The organism is Sphingomonas sp. YR710 (assembly GCF_900101455.1).
Lineage (GTDB): Bacteria > Pseudomonadota > Alphaproteobacteria > Sphingomonadales > Sphingomonadaceae > Rhizorhabdus.
Genome location: NZ_FMZJ01000011.1, coordinates 71,976 through 96,651, shown reverse-complemented (window position 1 = coordinate 96,651; position 24,676 = coordinate 71,976). Strand labels below are relative to the sequence as shown.

21 protein-coding genes are annotated in these 24,676 nt (G+C 63.8%); 8 read left to right on the top strand and 13 right to left on the bottom strand.

Features of this window, described 5'->3' with window-relative positions; genetic code table 11:
- Position 1 precedes the first annotated feature (1 nt).
- A complete protein-coding gene (locus BLS13_RS13955; RefSeq protein WP_093452979.1) occupies positions 2 to 850 on the bottom strand; it encodes a 2OG-Fe(II) oxygenase in 849 nt (282 codons plus the stop codon).
- A 167-nt stretch (positions 851 to 1,017) separates the two neighbouring features.
- Between BLS13_RS13955 and BLS13_RS13950 the strand changes: the two genes are divergently transcribed.
- A complete protein-coding gene (locus BLS13_RS13950; protein ID WP_143011958.1) occupies positions 1,018 to 1,875 on the top strand; it encodes a rhamnan synthesis F family protein in 858 nt (285 codons plus the stop codon).
- Between the two features lie 7 nt (positions 1,876 to 1,882).
- On the opposite strand, the gene glnT is transcribed toward BLS13_RS13950, so the two are convergent.
- From glnT to BLS13_RS13905, 9 genes are all read right to left on the bottom strand, one after another.
- Entirely contained in the window at positions 1,883 to 3,181 is a 1,299-nt protein-coding gene (gene glnT, locus BLS13_RS13945) for a type III glutamate--ammonia ligase (protein WP_093452975.1), read from the bottom strand.
- Positions 3,182 to 3,360: 179 nt separating this feature from the next.
- Positions 3,361 to 4,692, bottom strand: a complete 1,332-nt coding sequence (locus BLS13_RS13940) for an FMN-binding glutamate synthase family protein (protein ID WP_093452973.1) — start codon at positions 4,690 to 4,692, stop codon at positions 3,361 to 3,363.
- The gene (locus BLS13_RS13935) at positions 4,692 to 5,378 is read right to left on the bottom strand and encodes a GltB/FmdC/FwdC-like GXGXG domain-containing protein (RefSeq protein ID WP_093452971.1); all 687 of its coding nucleotides are present in this window, start codon (positions 5,376 to 5,378) and stop codon (positions 4,692 to 4,694) included. Before BLS13_RS13935 ends, BLS13_RS13940 begins: the two co-directional genes overlap by 1 nt.
- On the bottom strand, positions 5,375 to 6,265 hold the full coding sequence (locus BLS13_RS13930) for a class II glutamine amidotransferase (protein WP_093452969.1): 891 nt from the start codon (positions 6,263 to 6,265) through the stop codon (positions 5,375 to 5,377). Before BLS13_RS13930 ends, BLS13_RS13935 begins: the two co-directional genes overlap by 4 nt.
- 93 nt (positions 6,266 to 6,358) lie before the next feature.
- Positions 6,359 to 7,015, bottom strand: coding sequence for a helix-turn-helix domain-containing protein (locus tag BLS13_RS13925; RefSeq protein ID WP_093452967.1), 657 nt, complete (start codon positions 7,013 to 7,015; stop codon positions 6,359 to 6,361).
- Between the two features lie 93 nt (positions 7,016 to 7,108).
- Positions 7,109 to 7,702: a sarcosine oxidase subunit gamma gene (locus BLS13_RS13920; RefSeq protein ID WP_176943590.1), complete on the bottom strand. Its 594-nt coding sequence runs from the start codon at positions 7,700 to 7,702 to the stop codon at positions 7,109 to 7,111.
- Positions 7,695 to 10,652 (bottom strand): sarcosine oxidase subunit alpha family protein, encoded by a 2,958-nt coding sequence (locus BLS13_RS13915; protein ID WP_093452963.1) that lies wholly within the window; start codon positions 10,650 to 10,652, stop codon positions 7,695 to 7,697. Before BLS13_RS13915 ends, BLS13_RS13920 begins: the two co-directional genes overlap by 8 nt.
- Positions 10,649 to 10,900 (bottom strand): sarcosine oxidase subunit delta, encoded by a 252-nt coding sequence (locus BLS13_RS13910; RefSeq protein WP_093452961.1) that lies wholly within the window; start codon positions 10,898 to 10,900, stop codon positions 10,649 to 10,651. The genes BLS13_RS13915 and BLS13_RS13910 overlap by 4 nt, the downstream gene beginning before the upstream one ends.
- On the bottom strand, positions 10,900 to 12,153 hold the full coding sequence (locus BLS13_RS13905; protein WP_093453087.1) for a sarcosine oxidase subunit beta family protein: 1,254 nt from the start codon (positions 12,151 to 12,153) through the stop codon (positions 10,900 to 10,902). Before BLS13_RS13905 ends, BLS13_RS13910 begins: the two co-directional genes overlap by 1 nt.
- 125 nt (positions 12,154 to 12,278) lie before the next feature.
- Between BLS13_RS13905 and BLS13_RS13900 the strand changes: the two genes are divergently transcribed.
- The 4 genes from BLS13_RS13900 (at position 12,279) to BLS13_RS13885 (ending at position 16,966) form a co-directional block, all read left to right on the top strand.
- Positions 12,279 to 13,265: an agmatine deiminase family protein gene (locus tag BLS13_RS13900; protein WP_093452959.1), complete on the top strand. Its 987-nt coding sequence runs from the start codon at positions 12,279 to 12,281 to the stop codon at positions 13,263 to 13,265.
- A gap of 177 nt (positions 13,266 to 13,442) precedes the next feature.
- The gene (gene aguB, locus BLS13_RS13895) at positions 13,443 to 14,291 is read left to right on the top strand and encodes an N-carbamoylputrescine amidase (protein WP_093452957.1); all 849 of its coding nucleotides are present in this window, start codon (positions 13,443 to 13,445) and stop codon (positions 14,289 to 14,291) included.
- Positions 14,292 to 14,359: 68 nt separating this feature from the next.
- Positions 14,360 to 14,815, top strand: a complete 456-nt coding sequence (locus BLS13_RS13890) for a RidA family protein (protein ID WP_218123292.1) — start codon at positions 14,360 to 14,362, stop codon at positions 14,813 to 14,815.
- 129 nt (positions 14,816 to 14,944) lie between these two features.
- Complete coding sequence (locus BLS13_RS13885) at positions 14,945 to 16,966, top strand: hybrid sensor histidine kinase/response regulator (protein WP_093452955.1); 2,022 nt, start codon at positions 14,945 to 14,947, stop codon at positions 16,964 to 16,966.
- 6 nt (positions 16,967 to 16,972) lie between these two features.
- On the opposite strand, the gene BLS13_RS13880 is transcribed toward BLS13_RS13885, so the two are convergent.
- Both BLS13_RS13880 and BLS13_RS13875 read right to left on the bottom strand, forming a co-directional pair.
- A complete protein-coding gene (locus BLS13_RS13880) occupies positions 16,973 to 17,533 on the bottom strand; it encodes a hypothetical protein (RefSeq protein ID WP_093452953.1) in 561 nt (186 codons plus the stop codon).
- Between the two features lie 84 nt (positions 17,534 to 17,617).
- A complete protein-coding gene (locus BLS13_RS13875) occupies positions 17,618 to 18,028 on the bottom strand; it encodes a GNAT family N-acetyltransferase (protein ID WP_093452951.1) in 411 nt (136 codons plus the stop codon).
- Positions 18,029 to 18,234: 206 nt separating this feature from the next.
- Between BLS13_RS13875 and BLS13_RS13870 the strand changes: the two genes are divergently transcribed.
- Positions 18,235 to 18,582: a PilZ domain-containing protein gene (locus BLS13_RS13870; RefSeq protein ID WP_093452949.1), complete on the top strand. Its 348-nt coding sequence runs from the start codon at positions 18,235 to 18,237 to the stop codon at positions 18,580 to 18,582.
- A gap of 3 nt (positions 18,583 to 18,585) precedes the next feature.
- On the opposite strand, the gene recG is transcribed toward BLS13_RS13870, so the two are convergent.
- Entirely contained in the window at positions 18,586 to 20,649 is a 2,064-nt protein-coding gene (gene recG / locus BLS13_RS13865; RefSeq protein WP_093453083.1) for an ATP-dependent DNA helicase RecG, read from the bottom strand.
- 130 nt (positions 20,650 to 20,779) lie between these two features.
- On the opposite strand from recG, the gene BLS13_RS13860 reads away from it, so the two are divergent.
- Positions 20,780 to 21,055 carry an FAD assembly factor SdhE gene (locus tag BLS13_RS13860; RefSeq protein WP_037526723.1) on the top strand — a complete coding sequence of 92 codons (276 nt, stop codon included), beginning with the start codon at positions 20,780 to 20,782 and terminating at the stop codon, positions 21,053 to 21,055.
- A gap of 148 nt (positions 21,056 to 21,203) precedes the next feature.
- The gene (gene mfd / locus BLS13_RS13855) at positions 21,204 to 24,674 is read left to right on the top strand and encodes a transcription-repair coupling factor (RefSeq protein WP_093452947.1); all 3,471 of its coding nucleotides are present in this window, start codon (positions 21,204 to 21,206) and stop codon (positions 24,672 to 24,674) included.
- Positions 24,675 to 24,676 lie beyond the last annotated feature (2 nt).

Genomic DNA, 24,676 nt, shown 5'->3' with positions numbered 1-24,676 from the left:
GCTATCCCTTTCGTTTGAGCGCGGGATTGGCCAGATGCGCCAGCCGCGAGAAGGTGCGGGATATCCGCAACAGGATCTTATAGGCCGCCAGTCGCGCAATACCCGCCATGTTCTGTTTGCCGTGCGATTGCCAATGGGTATCGCTGTCGCCGCTGAACGTACGGGTCTCCTCGGACGTGTAATAATATAATGCGAGCGAGCGCCGCCAGCGATCTTGGTGGGCGATCGGCCGGCTGAAGCCGTGGATCGAACGATCGTCTGTCAGGAACATGACCATCCGTCCATAAGCCGGCACCACCGCGCGCTCGGCTGTGGCCGCGCCCTTTTCGAACAGCTCGAGGCAACCGCCATCTTCGGCAGACCAGTCTGTGTTGAAATAAACCAGCACGTTGATCCGCCGGAACAACTCCAGCCTGGCATAATGATGAAAATCGGCATGCGGCGCCAATATGCCGCCCGGCCCACTGCAATGCAGTCCGCCCCCGACCAGATAGGGATCGGGGATCAGGCCACGAACACCCGACACCTTCTCCATGAAGGACAGGAAGGCGGGACCCGACAATTCATGGATCATCGCCTGGAACAAAGGCGGAATCCTGTCGATATCGCCGCAGAAGCGCTTGTTGCGCTGATAGGAATCGCTGAACCCTTCCCACCCCTCCCAATCGGGCGCCGGAAACTCGGGCAGGACCTGACCGGCGGGCAATCGCAGGAAATCATCCAGCACGATGTGGCGGAATGGCCGCGCGGCGGCGAATTCGGCTTCAAGTTCGGCGAGGCGAGCCGCATCGAAATCACGATAGGCGAAGAGCGATTGCTCAACCGGGTCAGCAACGGCCCCTACACTCATCAACGACAACCCTTCGAATATGCGGCGGACCTTGTCACTTTGTCGTGTGCTGGCATTCGCATCAACCGTGATATTGCGGGGGTCATAGCTTTCGCGAGCAATCGCTTTATCCTGTGCGGATATTGGGCGATGAGGGACCCGCGCCCCTCAGTGGATCCCACGGCCGAATGATGAACGATCTCATCCGCGACTGGACCTTCGTGCCCTCAAGGGCATCATGCTATTTTCGCCGACAACGGATCAAGGATCTGCTTTTCCACCTGCGTCCTGCACCACCAACGCAGATCATGCGGGCAGCCACGCCGGCGACCGAGTGGATCCTCTATTTCATGTTCCTGCCAGGCGGAACGCTCGCCCCATCACACCGCTTCACGCTGCCGCGCCTCGCGGCATCGGGCATGAAACTGCTGATCGTCTGTGCCACACCGCAACCGTCCGACATACCGGCGGATGTTCGCGATCACGCCGACGCGCTGATCTGGAAGGCGCTGCCCGGCTTTGATTTTTCGGCCTATGCAGCGGGGCTCTGGCATCTGGCCACCGCCTCACCCGGCGCCCATGTGCTGGTCCTCAACGATTCGGTGCTGGGTCCATTCACTGAACTGAAGCCGTTCATGGCACGCGCGCGCTGGGATCTGACCGGCTTCACCGCGTCGCGAAACGACGAAAATCACATCCAATCCTATGCCTTCATATTGCGCAATGTCACGCGGTGGCGGTTGCTGACGATCAGCACCGTCTTGCCCAAATGGCTGTCATTTCATCGCTTCGGCGAAATCGTGCGCAGCCAGGAAACGCGCTTCGCGCGGGTCGCGGCACACCATATGAGCGTCGGCGCCTTCTGGTTCGCGCCTGACGACGCCAACAAGGATCCGACCCTGTTCACGCCCGGGGAGTTGCTCGACGACGGCTATCCGTTCATCAAGCGATCGGCAGTCGGCAAATTCCGCCACGTCCTGCCGCCAGCGATCGTCAGCGATCTGGAAGAGCGCCTGACGGCTTATTCTCATCCGGCGATCGAATAGCCGGTCTTCAGCAATCCAGGGTCGTCGCGCGTTCCCATTCGGTCAGGTGGCGGGCGTAGCTGTTCCATTCCTCATATTTGAGCTTGAGATAGGAGGGCACGAGCGCCCCGAGCGCTTCGCCGAGCACGGTCGAGGCTTCCAACGCGCGCAGCGCATCGAGCAGGTTGAGCGGGAGCTTGCGGACGTCACTCGCAAGATGCGCCTCGGTGTACATGTTGATGTCGAGCCTTTTACCCGGATCGCGGCCGTTGGCGATGCCGTCGAGGCCCGCCGCGAGCACCGCCGCGGGAAGCAGATAGGGATTGGTGGCGCCATCGGCGAGCCGCAGCTCGAAACGGTCGCCCTCGGGCACGCGGATCATGTGGGTGCGGTTGTTGCCGGTCCAGCTGATCGAATTGGGGGACCATGTCGCGCCGGACAAGGTACGCGGCGCATTGATGCGCTTGTAGCTGTTGACCGTCGGATTGCAGATCGCGGCCAGCGCCTCGGCCGAATGCAGCACGCCGCCGATGAAACCGAGCGCCATCGCCGACAGGCCCTGCGCGCTTGTCCCATCCTCGAAGACATTCTCCGCCCCGCGCCACAGCGAGACATGCATGTGACAGCCATTGCCGGTAAGGTTAGTGAAGGGCTTGGGCATGAAGGTCGCGCGCAGGCCATGCTTCTCGGCGATCGACTTCGCCATATATTTGAAGAAGGCGTGGCGATCGGCGGTGACCAGCGCCGTATCGTAGAGCCAGTTCATCTCGAACTGGCCGTTCGCGTCCTCATGATCGTTTTGATAGGGTTGCCAGCCGAGCAGCTGCATCGCATCGCAGATCTCGGTGATCACATCGTAACGGCGCATCAAGGCCTGCTGATCGTAACAGGGCTTTTCGGCCTTGTCGGCGGCGTCGGAGATCGCGCTGCCATCGGGCAGGATCAGGAAATATTCGCACTCGACACCGGTCTTCATCGTCAGCCCCTGCTCGGACGCCTTGGCAAGCTGGGCTTTCAATATGTTGCGTGGGGCGTGCTCGACGGGCTTGCCATCCATCCACAGATCGGCGGCGAGCCAGCCAACCTCGGGCTTCCACGGCAACTGGATCAGGCTGGCCGGATCGGGGACGGCGAACAGATCCGGATCGGCCGGGGTCATGTCGAGCCAGGTCGCAAAGCCGGCAAAACCCGCCCCCGCCTTTTGCATACCGCCGATCGCCGATGCCGGCACCAGCTTGGCACGCTGCGCGCCGAACAGATCGGTGTAGGAGATCAGGAAATATTTGATCCCCTGCTGCTTCGCCACGCTTGCGAGATCGATCGTCATTTGCTTGTCCTCGACTAACGCTGTCCCGACGTACACTGATCCAACGCCACACAATCATCGTCATTCCCGCGAAAGCGGGAACCCACGGTCACGGGCGCTCCTGTTTCAAACGTTGACGCCGTCCATGGATCCCCGCTTTCGCGGGGATGACGATGAGAGGGAGGGTGTCCCCGCCCGCATCAAAATCTGCCCGTCCCCGGTATCCAGTCGGTGCCCGCCAGCGGCACGCGCGCCATGGCGGCGGCCTCGATCGTCAGCGCGACCAGATCCTCGGGCTCGAGATTGTGGAGATGGCTCTTGCCGCAGGCGCGGGCGATGGTCTGCGCTTCCAGTGTCATCACCGACAGATAATTGGCGAGCCTTCGCCCCGCCGCCACCGGATCGAGCCGCGCGGCGAGGTCGGGATCCTGCGTCGTGATACCTGCGGGATCGCGTCCGTCCTGCCAGTCATCATAAGCGCCGGCGGTGCTGCCGATCGCCTGATATTCCGCCTCATACCGGGGATCATTGTCTCCGAGCGCGACCAGGGCCGCCGTGCCGATCGCGACTGCATCCGCGCCGAGCGCCAGCGCCTTGGCGACATCCGCACCATTGCGAATGCCACCGGAGACGATCAGCTGCACCTTCCGGTGCATGCCCAGATCCTGCAGCGCCTGCACCGCTGGCCGGATCGCGGCCAGGATCGGGATTCCGACATGTTCGATGAACACGTCCTGTGTCGCCGCCGTGCCGCCCTGCATGCCATCGAGCACGACCACGTCGGCACCCGATTTCACCGCCAGCGCCACGTCATAATAAGGCCGGGTCGCGCCGATCTTCACATAGATCGGTTTTTCCCAATCGGTGATCTCGCGCAATTCGCCAATCTTGATCTCGAGGTCGTCCGGGCCGGTCCAGTCGGGGTGACGGCAGGCCGAACGCTGATCGATGCCTTTCGGCAGATCGCGCATGGCTGCAACCCGATCCGAAATCTTCTGGCCGAGCAGCATGCCGCCGCCGCCCGGCTTGGCGCCCTGCCCGATCACGACCTCGATCGCGTCAGCCTTGCGCAGATCGTCGGGGTTCATCCCGTAGCGCGACGGCAGATATTGATAGACGAGGGTTTCGGACTGGCCGCGCTCCTCGGGAGTCATGCCGCCATCGCCCGTGGTGGTCGATGTGCCGGCGATCGTCGCACCGCGGCCCAGCGCTTCCTTGGCCTGCCCCGAAAGCGCGCCAAAGCTCATGCCCGCGATCGTGATCGGGATCTTGAGATGAATCGGCTTGCTCGCGAAGCGCGTGCCCAGCCACACGTCGGTCGCGCATTTCTCGCGATATCCTTCGAGCGGGTAACGCGACACCGATGCGCCGAGGAACAGCAGGTCATCGAAATGCGGCAGCGCGCGCTTCGTGCCGCCGCCGCGGATGTCATAGATGCCGGTCGCCGCGGCGCGGCGGATCTCCGCCAGCGTGTGCGGATCGAACGTCGCGGAGAAGCGTGGCAGTGTGCGGGGAATCGCGTCGATGTCCATCAATAGGCCCCCGCATGATCGACATGGAAATTGTACAGTCTCCGCGCCGAACCATAGCGCCGGAACCCCTCGACGGGTTCGTCGGCAAGCCCTGCTTCATCCAGCAAGCCCCGCAACTGAACCCTGTGCTCCTCCCGCATTTCCTTCTCGACGCAATCGGTGCCGAGGCTCGCAACGCTACCTTTTACAAAAATCCGCGCCTCGTAGATCGAATCGCCGAGCGCATCGCCCGCATCACCGAGCACCACCAGCGCCCCCGACTGCGCCATGAACGCGCTCATCGGGCCGATCGAGCCCTTCACCACGATATGGACGCCCTTCATCGAAATGCCGCAGCGCGCCGAAGCGTTGCCGTCGATCCGCAGCAGTCCGCCATGCGCGGTCGCCCCCGCCGACTGGCTGGCATCGCCCTTCACATGCACCAGACCCGACATCATGTTCTCGGCGACGCCGACCCCGGCATTGCCCTCGACGATCACCGTCGCAGTCTTGTTCATTCCCGCACAATAATAGCCGGCATGCCCCGCAATCTCGACGGTCACCGGTGCATCGAGGCCGACCGCCAGCGCGTGCTGACCGCCCGGATTGAGCACGCGCCAATGCGTCGCATCGGTATCGGGACCGAGCCTGTGAAGCGCGCCGTTCAAGTCGCGCCGGCTCGCCTGTGCGAGATCGATCACGTTCACGCCGCCCGCTCCCAGGCATAGACGCGCGCCGGCTCCGGTTCGAAAATATGGGCATGTTCGATACCCGGCAGCCCGGCGAGCGCGCGATATTCGGAACCGAAGGCGACATAGGCTTCGGTCTCGGCCATCACCGCCGGCTTGCACGCGATCGGATCGCGCATCACCGCAAAGCCGTTTTCGGTGCCGACGACAAAGGTGAAGAAGCCGTCGAGATCGACGAGGCCGGCCTCCAGCGCTTCGGCCAGGGTGGCGCCTTCGCGCAACTTCCAGCTCAGATAGCCCGCCGCCACCTCGCTATCGTTGTCGGTGACGAAATCGATACCCTTCGGCTCGAGCATCCGGCGCAAGCTGCGATGGTTCGATAGCGAGCCATTATGGACGAGGCATTGATCGGCGCCCGTCGAGAAAGGATGCGCGCCATCGGTGGTGACCGCGCTTTCGGTTGCCATCCTTGTATGGCCGATGCCGTGGCTACCCGCCATGCCGGCAAGGCCGAACCGCCGCGCGACATCGCCGGGCATGCCGACTTCCTTGTACAGTTCGATCCGCCGCCCGGAGCCGATCACGACCAGATCGGGTCGCTCGTTCGCCAACCAGTCGCGCACCACACCCTCGGCGACATCGGGCACCGTCAACACGACATGGCTGTCCCGCAAGGTCTGCGTTATCGACAGGCCGGTTACGCCGCCGAGCGCCGCGGCAAGCCCGTCCAGATTGCGGCCCCGCACCGTCAGCTTCACGCATTCCGCCGAACCCGCCCCATAGACCGCAAAGCCCGCACTATCCGGGCCACGATCGCTCATGACCTCCAGCATGGCACCGAGCATGGCACCCAATTGCGGCTCCAGCCTTTTGTCCTTCAGGAAGAGCCCGACAATGCCGCACATGCGTGGTTCGAATCCTCGATCAATGGAGCTGCAGGCTATCGCCTGCCGCAAATTCCGTCAATCATGAGGAATATTTATTTCCCTTTAGGAAATTCATCCCTCGCCGCGCGGATAGATGATAATCGACAGATAGCGGCTGGTCGGGCTCACCAACCGCTCCGGCCCATGCAGGGCGCTGGAATCGAAAAGAAGCGAGTCGCCATCCTTCAGCACGTAATTTTCGGAGCCGTGACGATAGACCACCTCACCCTCGATCATGTGGATGAACTCGACTCCGGCATGGCGAAAGCTGGTGTGCGGCACGGCATTCTCGCGCAGCGTGATCAGATAGGGTTCGACGACAACATCGCCACGCAGGACATGGCCCAGCAACGAATAGACATGCCCCGCCTTGGTCCCGCGCCGCTCGATCGTCAGCCCCTGTCCGGCCGCCACGAACGAACAATCCTGCCGTTCTTCGAATGACGCGAACAATGAAGACAAGGGCACGTTCAGCGCGCCCGCGATCGACTGGAGCGTCGACAGCGACGGCGAGATGCCGCCATTCTCGATCTTGGAAAGCATTCCGTTCGAGATGTGCGCCGCCGCCGCCAGATCGGAAACCGAAAGATCGTTTTGCCGCCGCAACTGCCTGACCTGCAGACCCAGGGCCTTTTCGAGCGTGCGCTCGACAATCTGCGGCGCGTTGGAGCCGGTTGCAAGTTCGCCACCGTCCGCGCCACCGGCGGGAGGTTCGGATGTTTTCTTCATGCCCCAGCATAAACCCAGTTTCGCCAGAGTTAAAACCGGGAAAAGCTCTTACCGGGCCTGCAAGGGCACGATACGCGCCGCCAAGCTACGAAATCACCGATCCCGCAACGGTCGAACGCCCATCGCCGCTGCCGTCGCGGCCATCCAGTCCCAGAAACTGCGGGCATGGCTACGGAACATCGCGATTTCGAAGACCGATGCCGCATCGCCCCGCCACAGGATGATCCCCATATGCGCGATCATCGTGACAGCCGATCTGCCAGGGCCGAACATATCCGGATCGAGATCGATGAAGGCACCCCGTTGGAGCAGGGCGCGGGCGGCAACGCCTCGCAACCGCAACACGGCATAGCCGCTCGATTGATCGGCAACCGATGCGCAGCCGCTCAGGCGATCGGCCAACCGAAGCGCCCATAAGGGGTCGCCCCCCTCCTCCATCGCCAGCCAGACAGCCGGCCCGGTGCCGATGATGGTCATGCGCTCGGCCGTGCATCGGCAAGGCCCCTGCGGCAGATCGAGGCCGAGCGCTGTCGCGATCGCACCCTGCCCGCCGTCGCGCGCCATGATCGTCGCCAGCGCGAAGATCGGCTGGCTGACGGCAAGTTCATGGTCCTCCGGCGCCACATCGAGCGATGCCAGCATTGAATCGAACGCCCGTCGTGCGCGAAGCAGCCCCGGTTCAGCCACGCAGCCGCTCCCCTTTGGCGTCGACAAACACCGGATCGACGATATCCACCTCGACATCGCTCCCCCGCAGCAGATCGACCGCGCGAACCCTTTCCCCGATCCGGCTGCGCCCGCGCTTCATCAGCGCCAGCCCGATCCATCGGCCCAATGTCGGCGAAAAAGCGACCGAAGTGACATAGCCCTGATCATTGCGGGCTTCGGCGCTGGCACCGATCGGCAACAGATGCGCGCCTCCGCGCGGACGGGCGGCCGGATCGACAGGAGAGATACCGACGAGGGCCGGCCGCGCCTCGTCGGTCAGCCCGGGCCGATCCGCGAGGATTTGGCCGACGTAGCCCTTCTTGCGCGACATCATCCGCGCGAAGCCGAGATCGGCGGCCGTCGTCTGCCCGTTCAGCTCGTTGCCGGCGGGATGCCCCTTCTCGATGCGCAGGACACTCAGCGCCTCGGTGCCATAAGCCGTGACGCCAAGATCGGCGCCCGCATCGAACAAGGCGCGGACCAGCGCGTCTCCGAAATCGGCCGGGACGGCGACTTCATACGCCAGTTCGCCCGAGAAGGAGATCCGGAACAAGCGCGCTGGCATCCCACGCCACACGCATTCGATCGCGGCCATGAAGGGAAAGGCCGCGTTCGAGAGGTCGACGTCGGCGAACAGACGCTGAAGCAATGTCCGGGAAGTCGGCCCGGCAACGGCGAGCTGCGCCCATTGCTCGGTCACCGAGACCGCCTGAACATCCAGATCGGGCCACAGCACCTGCCGGCAATGGTCGATATGCTCCATCACCTTCGCCGCATTGGCGGTGGTGGTGGTTACGAAGAAGCGATCCGCGGCAAAACGGGTGGTGGTGCCGTCGTCCATGACGATCCCGTCTTCGCGCAGCATGATACCATAACGCGCCTTGCCCACGGGCAGGCTTGAGAACGTATTGATATAGAGCCGATCGAGCAGCCGGGCGGCGTCCGGACCAGCCACCTCGATCTTGCCAAGCGTCGAGACATCGCAAATGCCGACGCCGGTCCGCACCGCCAGCGCCTCGCGCGATACCGTCTCGAGCCAGTCACTCTCGCCGGATTTCGCGAACCACTGCGCGCGCTTCCACTGGCCGGCATCGACGAAAGTCGCGCCCTGCGCCTCGGCCCAACCGTGGCAAGGCGTAAGTCGTACGGGCCGAAAATGCTCATCGCGATGATGACCCGCCAGCAGGCCGATCGCCACCGGCACATGAGGCGGGCGCGACCGCACCGATCCAGCCTCGGCGATCGTCTTGCCGCCATGCAGCGCGAGCAGCGCATTGGCGTTGACCTGGCTGGTCTTGCCCTGGTCGGTCGCCATGCCCAGCGTCGTATAACGCTTCATATGCTCGACCGAGGCGAAACCCTCGCGCGCCGACAAGGCGATATCACGATCGGTAACGTCATGCTGAAAATCGACGAAACTCTTACCCGGCGATGCCACATGCCAAAGGGGCGCGACATGCGCAGGATCATCGCTGCTCCGGGGCGGGCGAAAGGCCGAGGTGGTCCGGCCGAGTGCGGTGGCAGTCTCCCCGGCGATACGGGCACTATCACGGATCGTGTCGCCCAATCCCAGCCGGCCCGCCGCTGCTCCGGCAACCACCATGCCCATCGGCGGATCTGCAAGGACGTAACCGTGGATCCGCTCGCACCAGACAGAGCGGCCGCCAAGATGATTCGCAAGCCCGATCGCCGGATTCCAGCCGCCGGAAACCCCCAGCGCATCGACCGCGATACGCGATACGCGGCCTGCGGCATCGCGCACATCGATCGATCGCACTGTCCGGCCCCGCGCCTGCACGACCTCCGATCCGGTAAAAACCCGCGTTCCGGCGGCGCGGGCACGGTTCATCGCCGCGGCCGGGGGCGCTTTGCGCGCATCGATCATGGCAACAATATCGAGGCCCGCCGTGCGGAGATCGTCGGCCGCCGCCCAGGCGCTGTCGGTGACGGCAAACAGCGCCACCTTCTCACCCGGCACCGCAGCAAAACGGTTTGCATAGGCCTGCATCGCCGATGCCGTCATCACACCGGGCCGGTCGTTGCCGCCGAACACGATCGGCCGCTCGACGGCACCCGCAGCCAATATGCTGCGCTTTGCGACGATCTTCCACAGTCGCTGGCGCGGACGGCCGGGCGCCGGCTCCGGCACATGATCGGCCACACGCTCGACGGCGGCGAAGGTCTGTCCGTCATAAGCGCCGAACACCGTTGTTCGCGCGAGCAGCCGGACATTGGGCAAGCTGGCCAGTTCTGCAACCATCGCCGCCACCCAATCCGGGCCACTCATCCCGTCGACCTCGTGCCGTTCGGCGAGCAGCCGGCCCCCGGGTCGCATATCCTCGTCAACCAGCAGGACCCGCGCGCCCGAGCGCCCCGCCACGAGCGCCGCAGTCAACCCCGCCGGCCCGCCACCGATCACCAGCACGTCGCAAAAGGCATGGTCGCGATCATATGTGTCGGGATCGGGCAAGCCGCTGAGCTTCCCAAGGCCCGCTGCGCGACGGATCAATGGTTCGTACAGCCGTTCCCAAAAGGCCGCCGGCCACATGAAAGTCTTGTAATAGAAGCCCGCGACGAACAAGGGCGCGAGCAGGCCGTTGATCGCCATCAGATCGCAGCCGAGGCTCGGCCAGCGATTCTGGCTGGTCGCTTCCAGCCCGTCGAAAAGCTCGATCGTCGTCGCGCGGCTGTTCGGCTCGGCACGGGCGCCCGAACGCAGCGTCACCAGCGCATTGGGTTCTTCGCTGCCGGCGGTCATGATGCCGCGTGGCCGGTGATATTTGAACGAACGGCCGACGATCTTCACATCGGCGGCGATCAGCGCCGAGGCCAGCGTATCACCTTCGAAACCGCGATACGCCTCGCCGTCGAAGGTGAAATCGATCGGCCGCGACCGATCGATCAGCCCGCCGCCACCCAGACGGCTCATGGCTTCGGCTCGCGCGCAAGACGGGCGGTGTCGATCGCGTGCGTCCGCGTATCGCGGGTCACCACCAGCCAGCGGCGACACCCTTGCGCATGATACCAATGCTCGTCGATCGGGCCGGCCGGATTGTCGCGCAGATAGACGCGTTCGACCATATCGCTGCAGTCTCCGATGCCGGCCGCCGACGCGTCTCCGCGATAGACGAATTCCTGAAGGTCGCGATCGCCGCAGAAGGGACAGCTTATGCGCATCAGTGCAGGTTCGGCTGGGCGCCCACGCCCTTTTCGTCGATCATATAGCCGCGCGCAAAACGATCGAGGCGATAGGCAGATGACGCCGCATGCGCCCGATCGGTCGCGATCAGATGCGCGAAACACCAACCGCTCGCCGGCGTCGCCTTGAAGCCGCCATAGCACCAGCCGGCGTTGAGGTAGAGGCCGGAAACCGGCGTGTGATCGATGATCGGCGAACCGTCCATCGACATGTCCATGATCCCGCCCCAGCTGCGCAGCATCCGCGCGCGGCCAATCATGGGCATCAACGCCATGCCACCCTCGCAGACATCCTCGACGACGGACAGGTTTCCGCGCTGGGCATAGCTGTTATAGCCGTCGATATCGCCGCCGAACACGAGCCCGCCCTTGTCCGACTGGCTGACATAGAAATGGCCCGCGCCGAAGGTGATCACGCCGGGCAATATGGGTTTGAGCGCTTCCGACACGAACGCCTGCAACACATGGCTTTCGATCGGCAGCCGCAGCCCCGCCATCGCCGCCACCCGCGACGAATGCCCGGCGACGGCCACACCGGCCTTGCGACAGCCAATCGCGCCGCGGCTCGTCTCGACCCCGGTCACCCGGCCATCGGGCGCACGCCGGAATCCGGTGAGTTCGCAATTCTGGATGATGTCGACGCCGAGCGCGGACGCCGCCCGCGCATAGCCCCAATTGACCGCATCATGCCGGGCGGTGCCGCCGCGCCGTTGCAGCAATCCGCCCTGGATCGGGAAGCGCGCGTGATCGAAATTGAGGAAGGGTGCCATGCGGCGCACGCCCTCGCGATCGAGCAGTTCGGCATCGACGCCATGCAGCCGCATCGCATTGCCGCGCCGGACATAGGCATCGCGTTGGCCATCGTTGTGAAACAGGTTGAGCACGCCACGCTGGCTGACCATCGCGTTATAATTGAGCTCCTGCTCCAGCCCCTCCCACAGCTTCATCGACAGTTCGTAAAAGGGGATATTGCCGTCGAGCAGATAATTCGAGCGGATGATCGTGGTGTTGCGCCCGGCATTGCCACCACCGATCCAGCCCTTCTCGATCAGGGCGACATTGGTGATACCGTGCACCCTCGCCAGATAATATGCCGTCGCCAGCCCATGCCCGCCACCGCCGACGATCACCACGTCATAAGAGGATTTCGGCGCCGCATCGCGCCATGCCGGCCGCCAGTCGCGGTGGCCCGTCAGGGCATTTTTCGCGAGGCTCCAGACCGAATAGCGCATGCCGACATCTTTGCGCGAAACGGCTCGACTTATTTGCACCATTACGACATATTATATCGAATTGGCGACATGGCTATCGTCCGCCCCTCTTTCCCCTGTCACATCACAGCGCTATCAGCGCGCGCATGACCGACTATCGCCAGCCAGCCGAATGGACCCTGCACGACTCCGTCTGGATCGGCTTTCCGAGCCATCCCGAACTGTGGGAGGACGATCTCGATCCCGCTCGCGCCGAAGTCGTCCAATTCGCAAAGGCGGTTCACGCCGACGGAGCGGGCGAACACGTTATCCTTGTAGCCGCCGATGAAGAGTCGGCCGCCGCCGCCCGCGAACTGGCCGGGGATGCGGCAGACGTGATCGTCGAACCATTCGGCGACATCTGGCTGCGCGATACGGCGCCGATCATCCTGTCCGGCGACGGCGGTCGCGCCGCGGCCGATTTCTGTTTCAACTGGTGGGGTGGCAAATATGAGCTGCCCGGTGACGAGGATATCGGCGAGCGGCTGGCGGCCCACACCGGGCTGCCGGTTCGCCGCTGCGACTGGATCTTCGAGGGCGGCGCGATCGACGTCAACGGCGCGGGCATCGGCGTCACGACCGAACAATGCCTGCTCAACCCGAACCGCAATCCGGGGCTCGACAAGGCCGCGATCGAAGCCAACCTGGCGCGCGATCTGGGCGTTGATCGGTTGCTCTGGCTCGGCGACGGGCTCGCAAACGATCATACCGATGGGCATGTCGACAATCTCGCGCGTTTTGTCGCCGAGGGCGTGATCGCGATCCCGGAAGCCGGCGGCGCCGACGACCCCAATGCGGCCGTCTATACCGATGCGAAAACACGCGCCGAGGCGTTCGGGCTCACCGTCGCAACGATCCCTTCACCGGGACTGGTCGAACGGGATGGTGAAATGATCCCGGCATCCTATATGAATTTCTACATCGGCAATGCGGCGGTGGTGGTGCCGCTGTACGGCGCCGCGAATGACAAGGCGGCGGTGGCGGCGATAGCGAAACTCTTTCCGGGCCGCCGCGTCACCGGCTTCCGTGCTGATCACATCCTGACGGGCGGGGGCAGTTTCCACTGCATCAGCCAGCAGATTCCGGCGGTGTGAACAGCGGTTGGCGGCGCACCACCCACAGTCATTCCCGCGAAAGCGGGAACCCACGGTTACGGACCACTGGAGCCAATATGTGCCGCCATCCATGGGTTCCCGCTTTCGCGGGAATGACGGTGTGGGGGGAGGGGGGAGATCCCCGATAGAAATTTGGATGAAAGGGCTTCGACCTAGATGACCGAAATCACCGTCGCCGCGCTGCAACTCGCCTTCACCGACGATATCGACGCAAATATCACCGAGGTTTCCAAGCTCGTCCGCGACGCGGCGGCGCGCGGCGCGCATGTCGTTCTGCCACCCGAATTGTTCGAGGGCCATTATTTCTGCCAGGTCGAAGATGAGGGCCAGTTCGCGCGCGCCAAACCCACCGCCGAGCACAAGGCCGTGCGCGCTATGCAGGCGCTCGCCGCTGAGTTGAAAATTTATATCCCGACCAGCTTCTTCGAGGCCGACGGACATCATTACTATAACAGCCTGGCCATGATCGATCCCGATGGCCGCATCATGGGTGTCTATCGCAAGAGCCACATTCCCGATGGCCCAGGCTATGAGGAAAAATTCTATTTCCGGCCCGGCAATACCGGCTTCAAGGTTTGGCCGACGGAGCGCGCGACCCTGGGCGTCGGCATTTGCTGGGACCAATGGTATCCGGAAACCGCGCGCGCGCTGATGCTGATGGGCGCGGACCTCTTGTTCTTCCCGACGGCGATCGGCAACGAACCGCATGATCCCGAGCTCGATACCAGCCGACTGTGGCAACGCGCGATGGTGGGCCATTCGGTCTCCAACGTCGTGCCGGTGATCGCCGCCAACCGGATCGGCACCGAAAATGGCCAGACCTTCTACGGCCACAGCTTCATCGCCAATGAACGCGGCGACTATCTGGCGGCCTTCGGACGCGAGGAGACCGGCGCGCTGGTCGCGACGATCGATCTCGATATCGTGAAGCGGCACAGGGCGGCGTTTGGTTTCTTCCGGGATCGGCGGCCTGACCTGTATGGGCGACTGGTACAGGATATCTGACGCGGCTTGCCACGGCAGCGCCGATTTGCTCATCTCCGACGGTCTATGATCGACCGAAGGAAATGCCGATGATACGCCTGCTCGTCGTCACCCCCCTCCTTCTTGCATCTGTCACGGCCGGCGCATCGGTGTCGGTCACCCATTATCCGGCGGGATCGATGCCGTCGCCCGTATCCGGCAAGGCGCCGCCGTTCAGTTCGGCCGTGATGGCAGGCGACACGCTCTATGTCGCGGGCACCACCGACATGGATCCCGCCACCGGCAAACCGCCCACCGATGTCGCGGCCGGCGCGAAGCTCGTTCTCGACAATATCAAGCGCACGGTCGAGAAGGCCGGACTGACGATGAACGATCTCGTCTGGGTGCAGGTCTTCGCGTCCGACCTCAAGGATTATGCAGCGTTCAACGATGTCTATCGGACGTATTTCACCGGTCCTATGCCTGCGCGTGCTTTCCTCGGCGCCGGCAGTCTGCTGGGCGGTGCGCATTTCGAGGTGATGGGCATCGCTGCACGATCGAAATAGGTCGCAATCGTCCCATAAGCTTGCCGGAGCTCGTGTAACCGCAACACGAATCGGCACTATCGGCGAAAAGCACTGCGCTGAACCACCTTTTGCCCTAAGAACGATGCATTGGTGATAATGGGGTAGGTAATGCAGCGTTCGCTCGCGCTATTGGCTGTGACGGCGCTGCTGCCGATCGTAATCTTCGGCGCGATAATCGGCACGTTCGGTTTTCATAACCAGCGCGCTGCTATTGAGCGCCGCGCGCTGGATCATGCCCGCTTCATGGCGACGTTGATCGGTCGCGAGCTGATCACCAGCGAACAGCGCACAGAGATGATCGCTCAATCCCCTTCGCTCGACGCGCAGATCGAGGCAAAGCGCTTCACGGCGCTGGGTCGGCGACTGCTTGCGATCGAGCCGCTGTGGCGAACCATTTCGGTAGCCAATCCGCAAGGCATCAGGCTGCTAGATATACCCGAACCCATCGCCGGAATCGCGCACGGCCCCGTCATTGAGACGGACAGTTTCGAGCGCGTCGTTGCTACGCACAAGCTGACCATTGGCCGGATCGGGAGCGTGCCAGGCCGAGCAGCTGCCTTCGCGATTCGTGCGCCAGTCATTCGCGACGGCCGCCTGAATTACGTGATATCCACTCTTGTCGACCCCCAGGTGATGAGCCGGCTGCTGCTCGAAGCCAATCTGCCACCACGCTGGCGAATCGAGGTCATCGATCAGGCCGGAAATATCGTCGCGCAGACCGGCGCGGCGGCCGACATCGCCAAACCCGCCAGCAACAGCGCGCGGGCGGCGCTCCGCCGCCCTCCCGGCCTGATGTACCGCGATACGATGTCCGGCGTCGACGAAATGGCAATCTGGCAACCAATTCCCGGAAGCGAATGGACCGTTCACGTCGCCATGCCGGCCGCCGAGTATAAGGCGCCGATCCTGCGCGCATCGGGGGTGCTCCTTACCGGGATCATCGCGAGTCTGTCGCTTGCGGTCGCTTTGGTGACGCTCATCGGCCGCGACATGGCGGCGCAACACCGCCGCGAGGAGGCTGCAACCGAAAGCCAGCGAATGGGCGCGCTCGGCCGGATGACGGGCGGTGTCGCGCATGATTTCAACAATCTCCTGACGCCGGTAATCGCAGGGCTCGACATGCTGCAACGGCGTCTTACGAACGATCCAAAGGGACTTCGGCTGGTTGAGGCCGCGCTGGACAGCGCCGAGCGCGCACGGACTTTGGTGGCCCGATTGCTGTCCTTTGCGCGGCGGCAGACGCTGCGCCCCCGCGATGTCGACATCGTCGCTTTGCTCGCGGGAATGCGCGACTTGATCGAGCGATCGATCGGCAGCGATGTGCAACTGCGCTACGAACTGCCCAAGACGACACTATCGGCGCGGGTCGATCCCGCGCAGCTCGAGCTGGCGATCCTCAACCTTGCCGTCAACGCCCAGGATGCGATGCCCGAGGGCGGCCTGCTCACGATCGGCCTGACGCAGGAAGCCGCCGCAGGATTGTCTACCAGACGGCTGTCCCCGGGCGACTATGTGAAGATTTCGGTCACCGACACGGGCGAGGGAATGGACGCCGAAACGCTGGCACAAGCGATCGAACCCTTCTTCACGACAAAGCCGATCGGCAAAGGCACCGGCCTTGGCCTGTCGATGGTGCATGGGCTGGCGGCGCAATCGGGCGGTGCGCTGAACCTCGTCAGCACGCCCGGCAGCGGCACGACCATCGAAATCTGGCTACCCCTCGGCAGCCCTCCGACGGTAGAGGAGCCGCAAGCGATGCCGGCTGTCGACAGCCGCACCGCGCGGATCATGCTGGTCGACGACAATGTACGCGTGCGCCATGCAACCGCGGGCCTGCTGCGCGAGCATGGCCATGTTGTGATTGAAGCGGCATCGGGCACGGAGGCGCTCGCCACACTTGCAGAAGGAGCCGCCTTTGACGCCATCGTCACCGATTATGTCATGCCCGGACTGTCCGGCGCCGAACTGGCCCGCGAGGTGCGCGCCCGACTGCCCGACATCCCCATCCTGTTGATCACCGGCTTCGCCGATTTGGCGGACAGTCTGCCGCAGAATGTGGAGCGGCTGGGCAAGCCATTCCGCGCGGCCGAACTGCTCGCGCAGATATCCGCGATGCTGAACGGCCGCTGATTGGCCCTATGGCTGCGATCGAATCTTGCCGATCAGATTGGCATGGAGCTTTGCATAGTGCACCGCTTCATCGAAAGTCGCCGCCGCAGCCTCCGATGCATGTTCGTCCATCGCCTGCACCAGCGCATCAAGCGTGAACCTGTTTTCATAATCGGCAAATGCGGTGACGTCCGACGTACGACTGTCGAGCACGATGAACTTCAGATGGGTCTGATCCGCCGCCTCCTTGAGCAACCGCAATGTGCCCGGCGATCCAAAATTGAGAAACTGCTCGACAAAGCACTCGATCGGGCTGTTCGCCGCGATTTGCCAGACGATCGCTCCGATCATGCCATGCGGCGTGCGCACCAGCCCGGTATTAGCAGTCAGTCCGAGCGGCTCGACGTCGTTGTAGCGCGGCGCATCGGCAGGCGTATCGAGGAATGCGAGGCAGACTTCCTCCCCAACCTCGGGATCGACGACGATGCGCACGAAGCGACAGCCGACGGATCCCAGGTCCTCATCCGGCAGGCGCAGCGCGAAGCGAATCGCCGCCGATCGAAGCTGGTTGTCCCTGCGGCTGGTCATGGTTTGTCTCGCTCGATTGATATGACGTATCCGCCTCGTTGATGGTATCGACTTCGTCGGTCAAGTTGCACAAAGCCGGCCCGCCTACCGCTCACGCGGATACATGAACGCCCTGTCTTCATGCGGCATGCCGATCGCACGGTAGAAGGATATCGCGGCGGGCGCTGACAGCAGAAGGCACATCGCCTCATCCCCTGCGGCAAGGCGGGTCTCCGCGATCAATTGCCGTCCTATCCCCCGCCCCTGATAAGCGCGATCCACGGCGAGATCGGACAGATAACAGCAATATGAAAAATCGGTCAGCGATCGGGCAACCCCAACTACCGCCCCGCTATCCGCATCGCGTGCCACAATGATGAGATTGGCGCCGCGCAGCATCCGTTCGATCCGATCGCGATCCCCGACCGGCCGACGCCCGGCGAGGCCCGACGCGTCGAGAACCGCAACGAAATCGTCGCAGGCCAAGTCATTCTCGCGGGCATAAACGATATGCATCGAGGTCTGCTGCCATCCATCATCGAAGCGCCCCTTTAGCAGTTCATCCCGGCCTCGCTATCGAAATGATCGTCGCAGCGAATGAGCCGATACAGGTTCGGAATCCCTTAGGCATTTTTACGGACTGACGATCGTTAACCCTGATGCTTCATGTCTCGGCAACCTGGCTGATCAATGCTGACGTCAAGGCACAAGCTTGAGGCATCATGAACGAAGCAGAAAAACCGGCTATCGACGATCCGCTCCAGCAGCGCCGCGTTCCCCGCGACGAGGTCGCCCTGCCAACGCGCATGACCGATGGCGACGGTCGCAGCGCAGACATTCTGCTCGTCAACATCTCCCCGCTCGGCTTCATGGCGCGCGAAAGCGGCGCGACGCCGAAGGGTGCGGTGGTGAAGCTGGCGTTGCCGCGGCTTGGCGACGTCGAGGCGCGCATCGTCTGGTCGCTGGGCGGTAGGGTCGGCGCGGAATTCTCCAAACCGATCGACGCTTATGCCTATGCGGCGATGCTCAACGCGACCCGGTCACGACGGCAGCGCTGGCCAATGGGGTGAGGCTCACCCCGCCCTGAGCAACCCCACCGCCGCATCGCGCTCGAACAGATACAGCGCCGTCCGCGCCGCCTGCCCGCGTGGTCCCTCCAGCCCGCCGTCGCGATCGACCAGCAGCCGCGCATCGTCGGTCGCGGTCTGAATGTACGCCGCCACCCGCTCCGGCCCGGCCAGCCGGAACTCAGCCTCGCCCGACTGGCGGGTGCCCAGCACCTCGCCGGCGCCACGCAGTCGCAGATCCTCCTCGGCGATGCGGAAGCCGTCATTGGTCTCGCGCATCAGCGCCAGCCGTGCGCGCGAAGTTTCGGACAGGCCGTTGCCGCGCAACAGCAGGCAGATAGAATGCTGATCGCCGCGTCCGACGCGGCCGCGAAGCTGATGGAGCTGGGCGAGGCCGAAGCGGTCTGCGCCCTCGATGATCATCAGGGTGGCGTTGGGCACGTCGACGCCGACCTCGATCACAGTCGTCGCCACCAGCACGCCGAGGTCGCCGCGCTGGAACGCCGCCATGACGGCATCCTTCTCGGGGCCCTTCATCCGGCCATGGACGACGCCGACCTTGTCGCCGAACGCCGCGCGCAGCGATTCCGCGCGGCTTTCGGCCGCGGCGAGATCGGATAATTCGCTCTCCTCGACCAAAGGGCAGACCCAATAGGCCTGGCCGCCCTTCGCCATATGCCGGCCAAGCGCGCCGGCGATCTCATCGAGCCGTTCGCCCGAAATCACGCGGGTTTCGATCGGCTGGCGGCCGGGCGGCATTTCGTCGAGCCGGCTGATATCCATCTCGCCATAATGGCTGAGCGACAAGGTGCGGGGGATCGGGGTGGCCGTCATCACCAGCAGGTGCGGCGGCCGATCGGCTTTGGCCTGCAGCAGCAAGCGTTGCGCCACGCCGAAGCGATGCTGTTCGTCGACGACGGCAAGGCCGAGATTGCGATAGCCGACCTTTTCCTGAAAAATCGCATGGGTACCGATCAAAATATCGATCGAACCATCGGCCAGTCCCATCAAAGTGGATTCGCGCGCCTTGCCCTTTTCGCGGCCGGTGAGGATCGCGACGTTGACCGGCAATCCGGCGAGGGTCTTCGTGATCGTCGCATGATGCTGGCGCGCCAGGATCTCGGTCGGCGCAAGCAAGGCGCCTTGCGTTCCGGCCTCGACGGCGGTCAGCAATGCCATCGTCGCGACCAAGGTCTTGCCCGATCCGACATCACCCTGCAGCAGTCGCACCATCGGCGTCGCCTGCTGCAAATCACCCTCGATCTCGGCAATCGTGCGCGATTGCGCGCCGGTCGGCGCGTAAGGGAGCACGAGCGCATCGCGCAGCCGGCCGGTGCCGAGCAAAGGCGTTCCACGTCGCCGACGCGAGGAAGCACGGACCAGCATCAAGGCGAGCTGGTTCGCGAAGATCTCGTCATAGGCCAGCCGCGCGCGGGCCAGTTCGTCCTGCGGATCGGCGTGGATGCGGCGGATCGCCTCCTGCCAGCCAGGCCAGGAACGCGTATCGAGCAGGCTGGGCTCGATCCATTCGGCCAGATCGGGCGCGCGCGCGATCGCCTGTTCGGCGAGCTGCGCCATGCGGTGATTGGTAAGCCCTTCGGACAGCGGATAGACCGCCTCGGATTCGGACAGGTCTGCGCCTTCCTCGGGCGACAGCACATGGCTCGGATGGATCATCTGCAGTTCCTGCCCATACATTTCGAGCTTGCCCGAAACGATCCGCGGTTCGCCGAGCGGGAACAGCTTTTTCGCCCATCCCGAATTGCTGCCGAAATAGACGAGGCTCAACACATTGCCCGCCTGATCGGTCGCGTGAACGCGAAACGGCCCGCGCATGCCGCCGGACGAGCGATAGTCGATCGGCGTCACGCGCACCGTGACGATGCGGCCGGCATCCTCCATCTCGACGGTGTCGACCCGCTTCCGTTCGACGATACCGACCGGCAGGTGGAACAGCACGTCGACGACCTTTTCCAGCTTCAGCCGCTTGAGCGGCTTGGCCATGGTCGGGCCGACGCCTTTCAGCGCCTCCACCTCCGCGAACAATGGATTGAGTATTTCGGGCCGCATGATCTTCTTGCTGGTCGCATTTTCCGGGCCATCGGGTGTTTCCACCCGACGTGAAAATGCTTAGACGGCCCTTCTACTCATCCGCCGACAGGTTTCCAATTGCCTGTGGGCCAATCTTGCGTGGGAAGCCATGGACCGCGACATCCGCCTGAAACGCCTGCGCTTCCGTGCCTCGCATCGCGGCACGAAGGAAGCCGACTTCATGATCGGCGGCTTTTTTGACCATTGCCATGCCGAATGGGGCGAACCCGAACTCGTGTGGTTCGAAGCACTTATGAACGAGGAGGATGTCGACATCATGGGCTGGGCGCTCGGCACGATCGCGGTGCCCGAGCGCTGGCAGGGGCCGATGATGGAGCGATTCCGGCAGCTCGATTATATCGATGTGGAGAAAATGGGCGGGTGACCGACTCCATCCTCCTTTCCCTCCCTCACCGTCATCCCCGCGAAAGCGGGGCCCCATGGACAGCGGCCCGTCTCGGAACGCAAGCGCCCGTAACCGTGGGTTCCCGCTTTCGCGGGAATGACGAAGATATGTATTGCGCACTCAAGTCATGACCGACCTCCACCGCATCCTGAAATCCGGCGAAGCGCTCACGCTCGCCGGCATCCCTACCGGCTTCCAGCCGTGGATGCTGGCCGATCTGGCGCGCGCCGCCGCCGCGAAGGGCGGCCGGGTCGTGTTCGTCGCGCCCGACGATCAGGCGATGCGCGGGATCGCCGAAGCGGCGGGCTATTTTGCACCCGGACTTGCGGTGATCCAGTTTCCGGCCTGGGACTGCCTGCCATATGATCGCGCCAGCCCGGCGCTGCGGATCACGTCGGACCGGCTTTCGGCGCTCTACGCACTGCTGACGAAACCCAAGGGCCCCACCCTGATCGTCACCACGATCAACGCGGTCACACAGCGCGCGCTGACGCCGTTTCGCGTTCGCCAGCTCGTAGCCCGGCTCGCACCCGGCGAACGGATCGATCGCGACCGGCTCGCCGCCTTGCTGCAGGCCAACGGCTATATGCGGACCGAGACCGTCACCGATCAGGGCGAATATGCGGTGCGCGGCGGGCTGGTCGATCTGTTCCCGGCCGGTGAGCCGACCGCGCTGCGGCTCGATTTCTTCGGCGACGAGATCGAGACCGTCCGCCAGTTCGATCCGCAGGACCAGCGGACGATCGGCACGATCGACGGATTCATCTTGCTCCCGGCGTCCGAAGCTTTGCTCGACGAGGACACGATCAAGCGCTTCCGCAGCCGCTATCGCGAGCGCTTCGGCGCGAATGCGACCAGCGACCCGCTCTATCAGGCGATCTCCGACGGCCGCCGCCTCGCCGGCATGGACCATTGGCTGCCGTTGCTCGAGGAACGGTTGACGACCTTGTTCGATCATTTGTCTGCCGACGATATCATGGTGCGCGACCATGGCACGACCGGCGCGGCCGAAGCCCGCTTCGACGCGATCACCGATTATCACGCCAACCGCGTCCGCGCGAAGAGCGCCGATGCCGGCAGCTATCGCCCGCTCGAGCCGCAGGAACTCTATCTGGGCGCGGCGGATTGGGACAAGGCGATCGCGGATCGGCCGATCCATCTCATCACGCCGTTCCACGAGCCGGACAGCGCCAAGGTGATCGATTTCGGCGTGGATGCGGCGCGCGATTTCGCGCCCGAACGAACGCAGGGCGTCAACATCTACGATGCCGTCGTCGAACATGTCGAAGCGCTCAACAAGAAGGGCGTCAAGGTCGTCTTCGCCAGCTACTCGATCGGATCGCGCGAGCGCTTCGCGGGGCTGCTCAAGGACCATCACCTTCACCGCGTGCCCTTTGCCGACAATTGGCAGGAGGCGCAGGGTCTCGCGGCCGGCGGTGGTGCCGCGCTGGCAGTGCTGCCGCTTGACCATGGCTTTACCAGCCCCGACGTCGCTTTGCTTACCGAGCAGGACATGCTCGGCGATCGGCTCGTCCGCCGGCAGAAGCGCAAGAAATCGGCAGACGCCTTCCTCGCCGAGATGGCGACGCTCTCGCCCGGCGATCTCGTCGTCCACATGGATCATGGCATCGGCCGCTATGAGGGGCTGACCCAGATCCCCGTCGGCAACAGCCCGCATGATTGCGTGGCGCTCAGCTATGCCGGCGGCGACAAACTCTACGTGCCGGTCGAAAATATCGACGTGCTCAGCCGCTACGGTTCCGAGACCGAGGGCGTCCAGCTCGACAAATTGGGCGGGGTCGCCTGGCAGTCGCGCAAGGCGAAGATGAAGGAGCGCATCCGCGAGATTGCGGGTGAACTGATCAAGACAGCCGCCGAACGCGCGCTGAAACCCGCCGAAGTGATGCAGCCCGAGGCCGGCTATAACGAATTCGTTGATCGCTTCCCCTATCAGGAGACCGAGGATCAGGATCGCGCGATCGCCGAGGTGATCGAGGATCTGGGCGCGGGCAAGCCGATGGACCGGCTGGTGTGCGGCGATGTCGGCTTCGGCAAGACCGAGGTGGCGTTGCGCGCGGCGTTCGTCGCGGCAATGGCCGGCATGCAGGTGGCGGTCGTCTGCCCGACCACCCTGCTCGCGCGCCAGCATCACAAGCAGTTCGTCGAGCGCTTCCACGGCTTCCCGGTCAATGTCGGCCACCTATCGCGGCTGGTGACCGCAGCCGACGCCAAGAAAGCCAAGGAAGGCCTGGCCGACGGATCGCTCGACATCATCATCGGCACCCATGCGCTGCTCGCCAAGAATATCGAGTTCAAGCGGCTCGGGCTGGTCATCGTCGACGAGGAGCAACGCTTCGGCGTGACGCATAAGGAGAAGCTGAAGGCTCTCAAGACGGACGTCCACATGCTGACGCTGACAGCAACGCCGATCCCGCGCACCCTGCAGATGGCGATGTCCGGCCTGCGCGAGCTTTCGGTGATCCAGACGCCGCCGGTCGATCGGCTTGCGGTGCGCACCTATGTCGCGCCGTTCGACCCGGTGGTGATCCGCGAAGCCTTGCTGCGCGAACATTACCGCGGCGGACAGAGCTTCTTCGTGACGCCGCGGATCAAGGACCTCCCCGATATCGAGGAATTCCTGCGCAAGGACGTGCCCGAGATCCGTTACGTCGTCGCCCACGGCCAGATGGCGCCATCCGAGGTCGAGGAACGGATGTCGGCCTTTTACGACAAGAAGTTCGACATCCTGGTTTCGACCACGATCGTCGAAAGCGGGCTCGATATTCCGTCCGCCAACACATTGATCATCCACCGCGCCGATCGCTTCGGCCTCGCGCAGCTCTACCAGCTGCGTGGCCGCGTCGGGCGTGCCAAGACGCGGGCTTATGCCTATCTGACGACGAGCGAGCGGCGGATCAGCGAAACCGCCGAGAAGCGCCTGCACATCCTCCAGAATCTCGACACGCTCGGCGCGGGCTTTCAGCTCGCCAGCCATGATCTCGACATTCGTGGCGCCGGCAATCTGCTCGGCGACGAACAATCGGGGCATATCAAGGAAGTCGGCTTCGAACTCTACCAATCGATGCTTGAGGAAGCGATCATGGACGCCAAGGCGAGCGGCATCGCCAACGCGGTGCCGTCGCGCGAGGCGTTCAGCCCGCAGATCACGGTCGATGCGCCGATCCTGATCCCCGACGATTATGTGCCCGATCTCGATCTGCGCATGGGCCTGTATCGCCGGGTCAACGAGCTGGAGAGCCGGCAGGAGATCGAGGCCTTCGCCGCCGAACTGATCGACCGGTTCGGCAACCTGCCGCAGCCGACCCAGAACCTGCTGACGGTGATCGAAGCCAAGCTCAACTGCCGCAAGGCCTGTGTCGCCAAGCTCGATGCCGGTCCGCGCGGTGCGCTGGTGACATTCCACAACGATCATTTCCCGGATCTGCCCGGACTGCTTACTTATGTGCAGAAACTCAAGGACAGCGCCAAACTGCGGCCCGACAGCCGGCTGGTGATCAGCCGCAACTGGCCGGATCCGATGGCGCGACTGAACGGCGCGCTACAACTGTCGAGAGGCTTGGCGAAGATCCTGGCGTAATC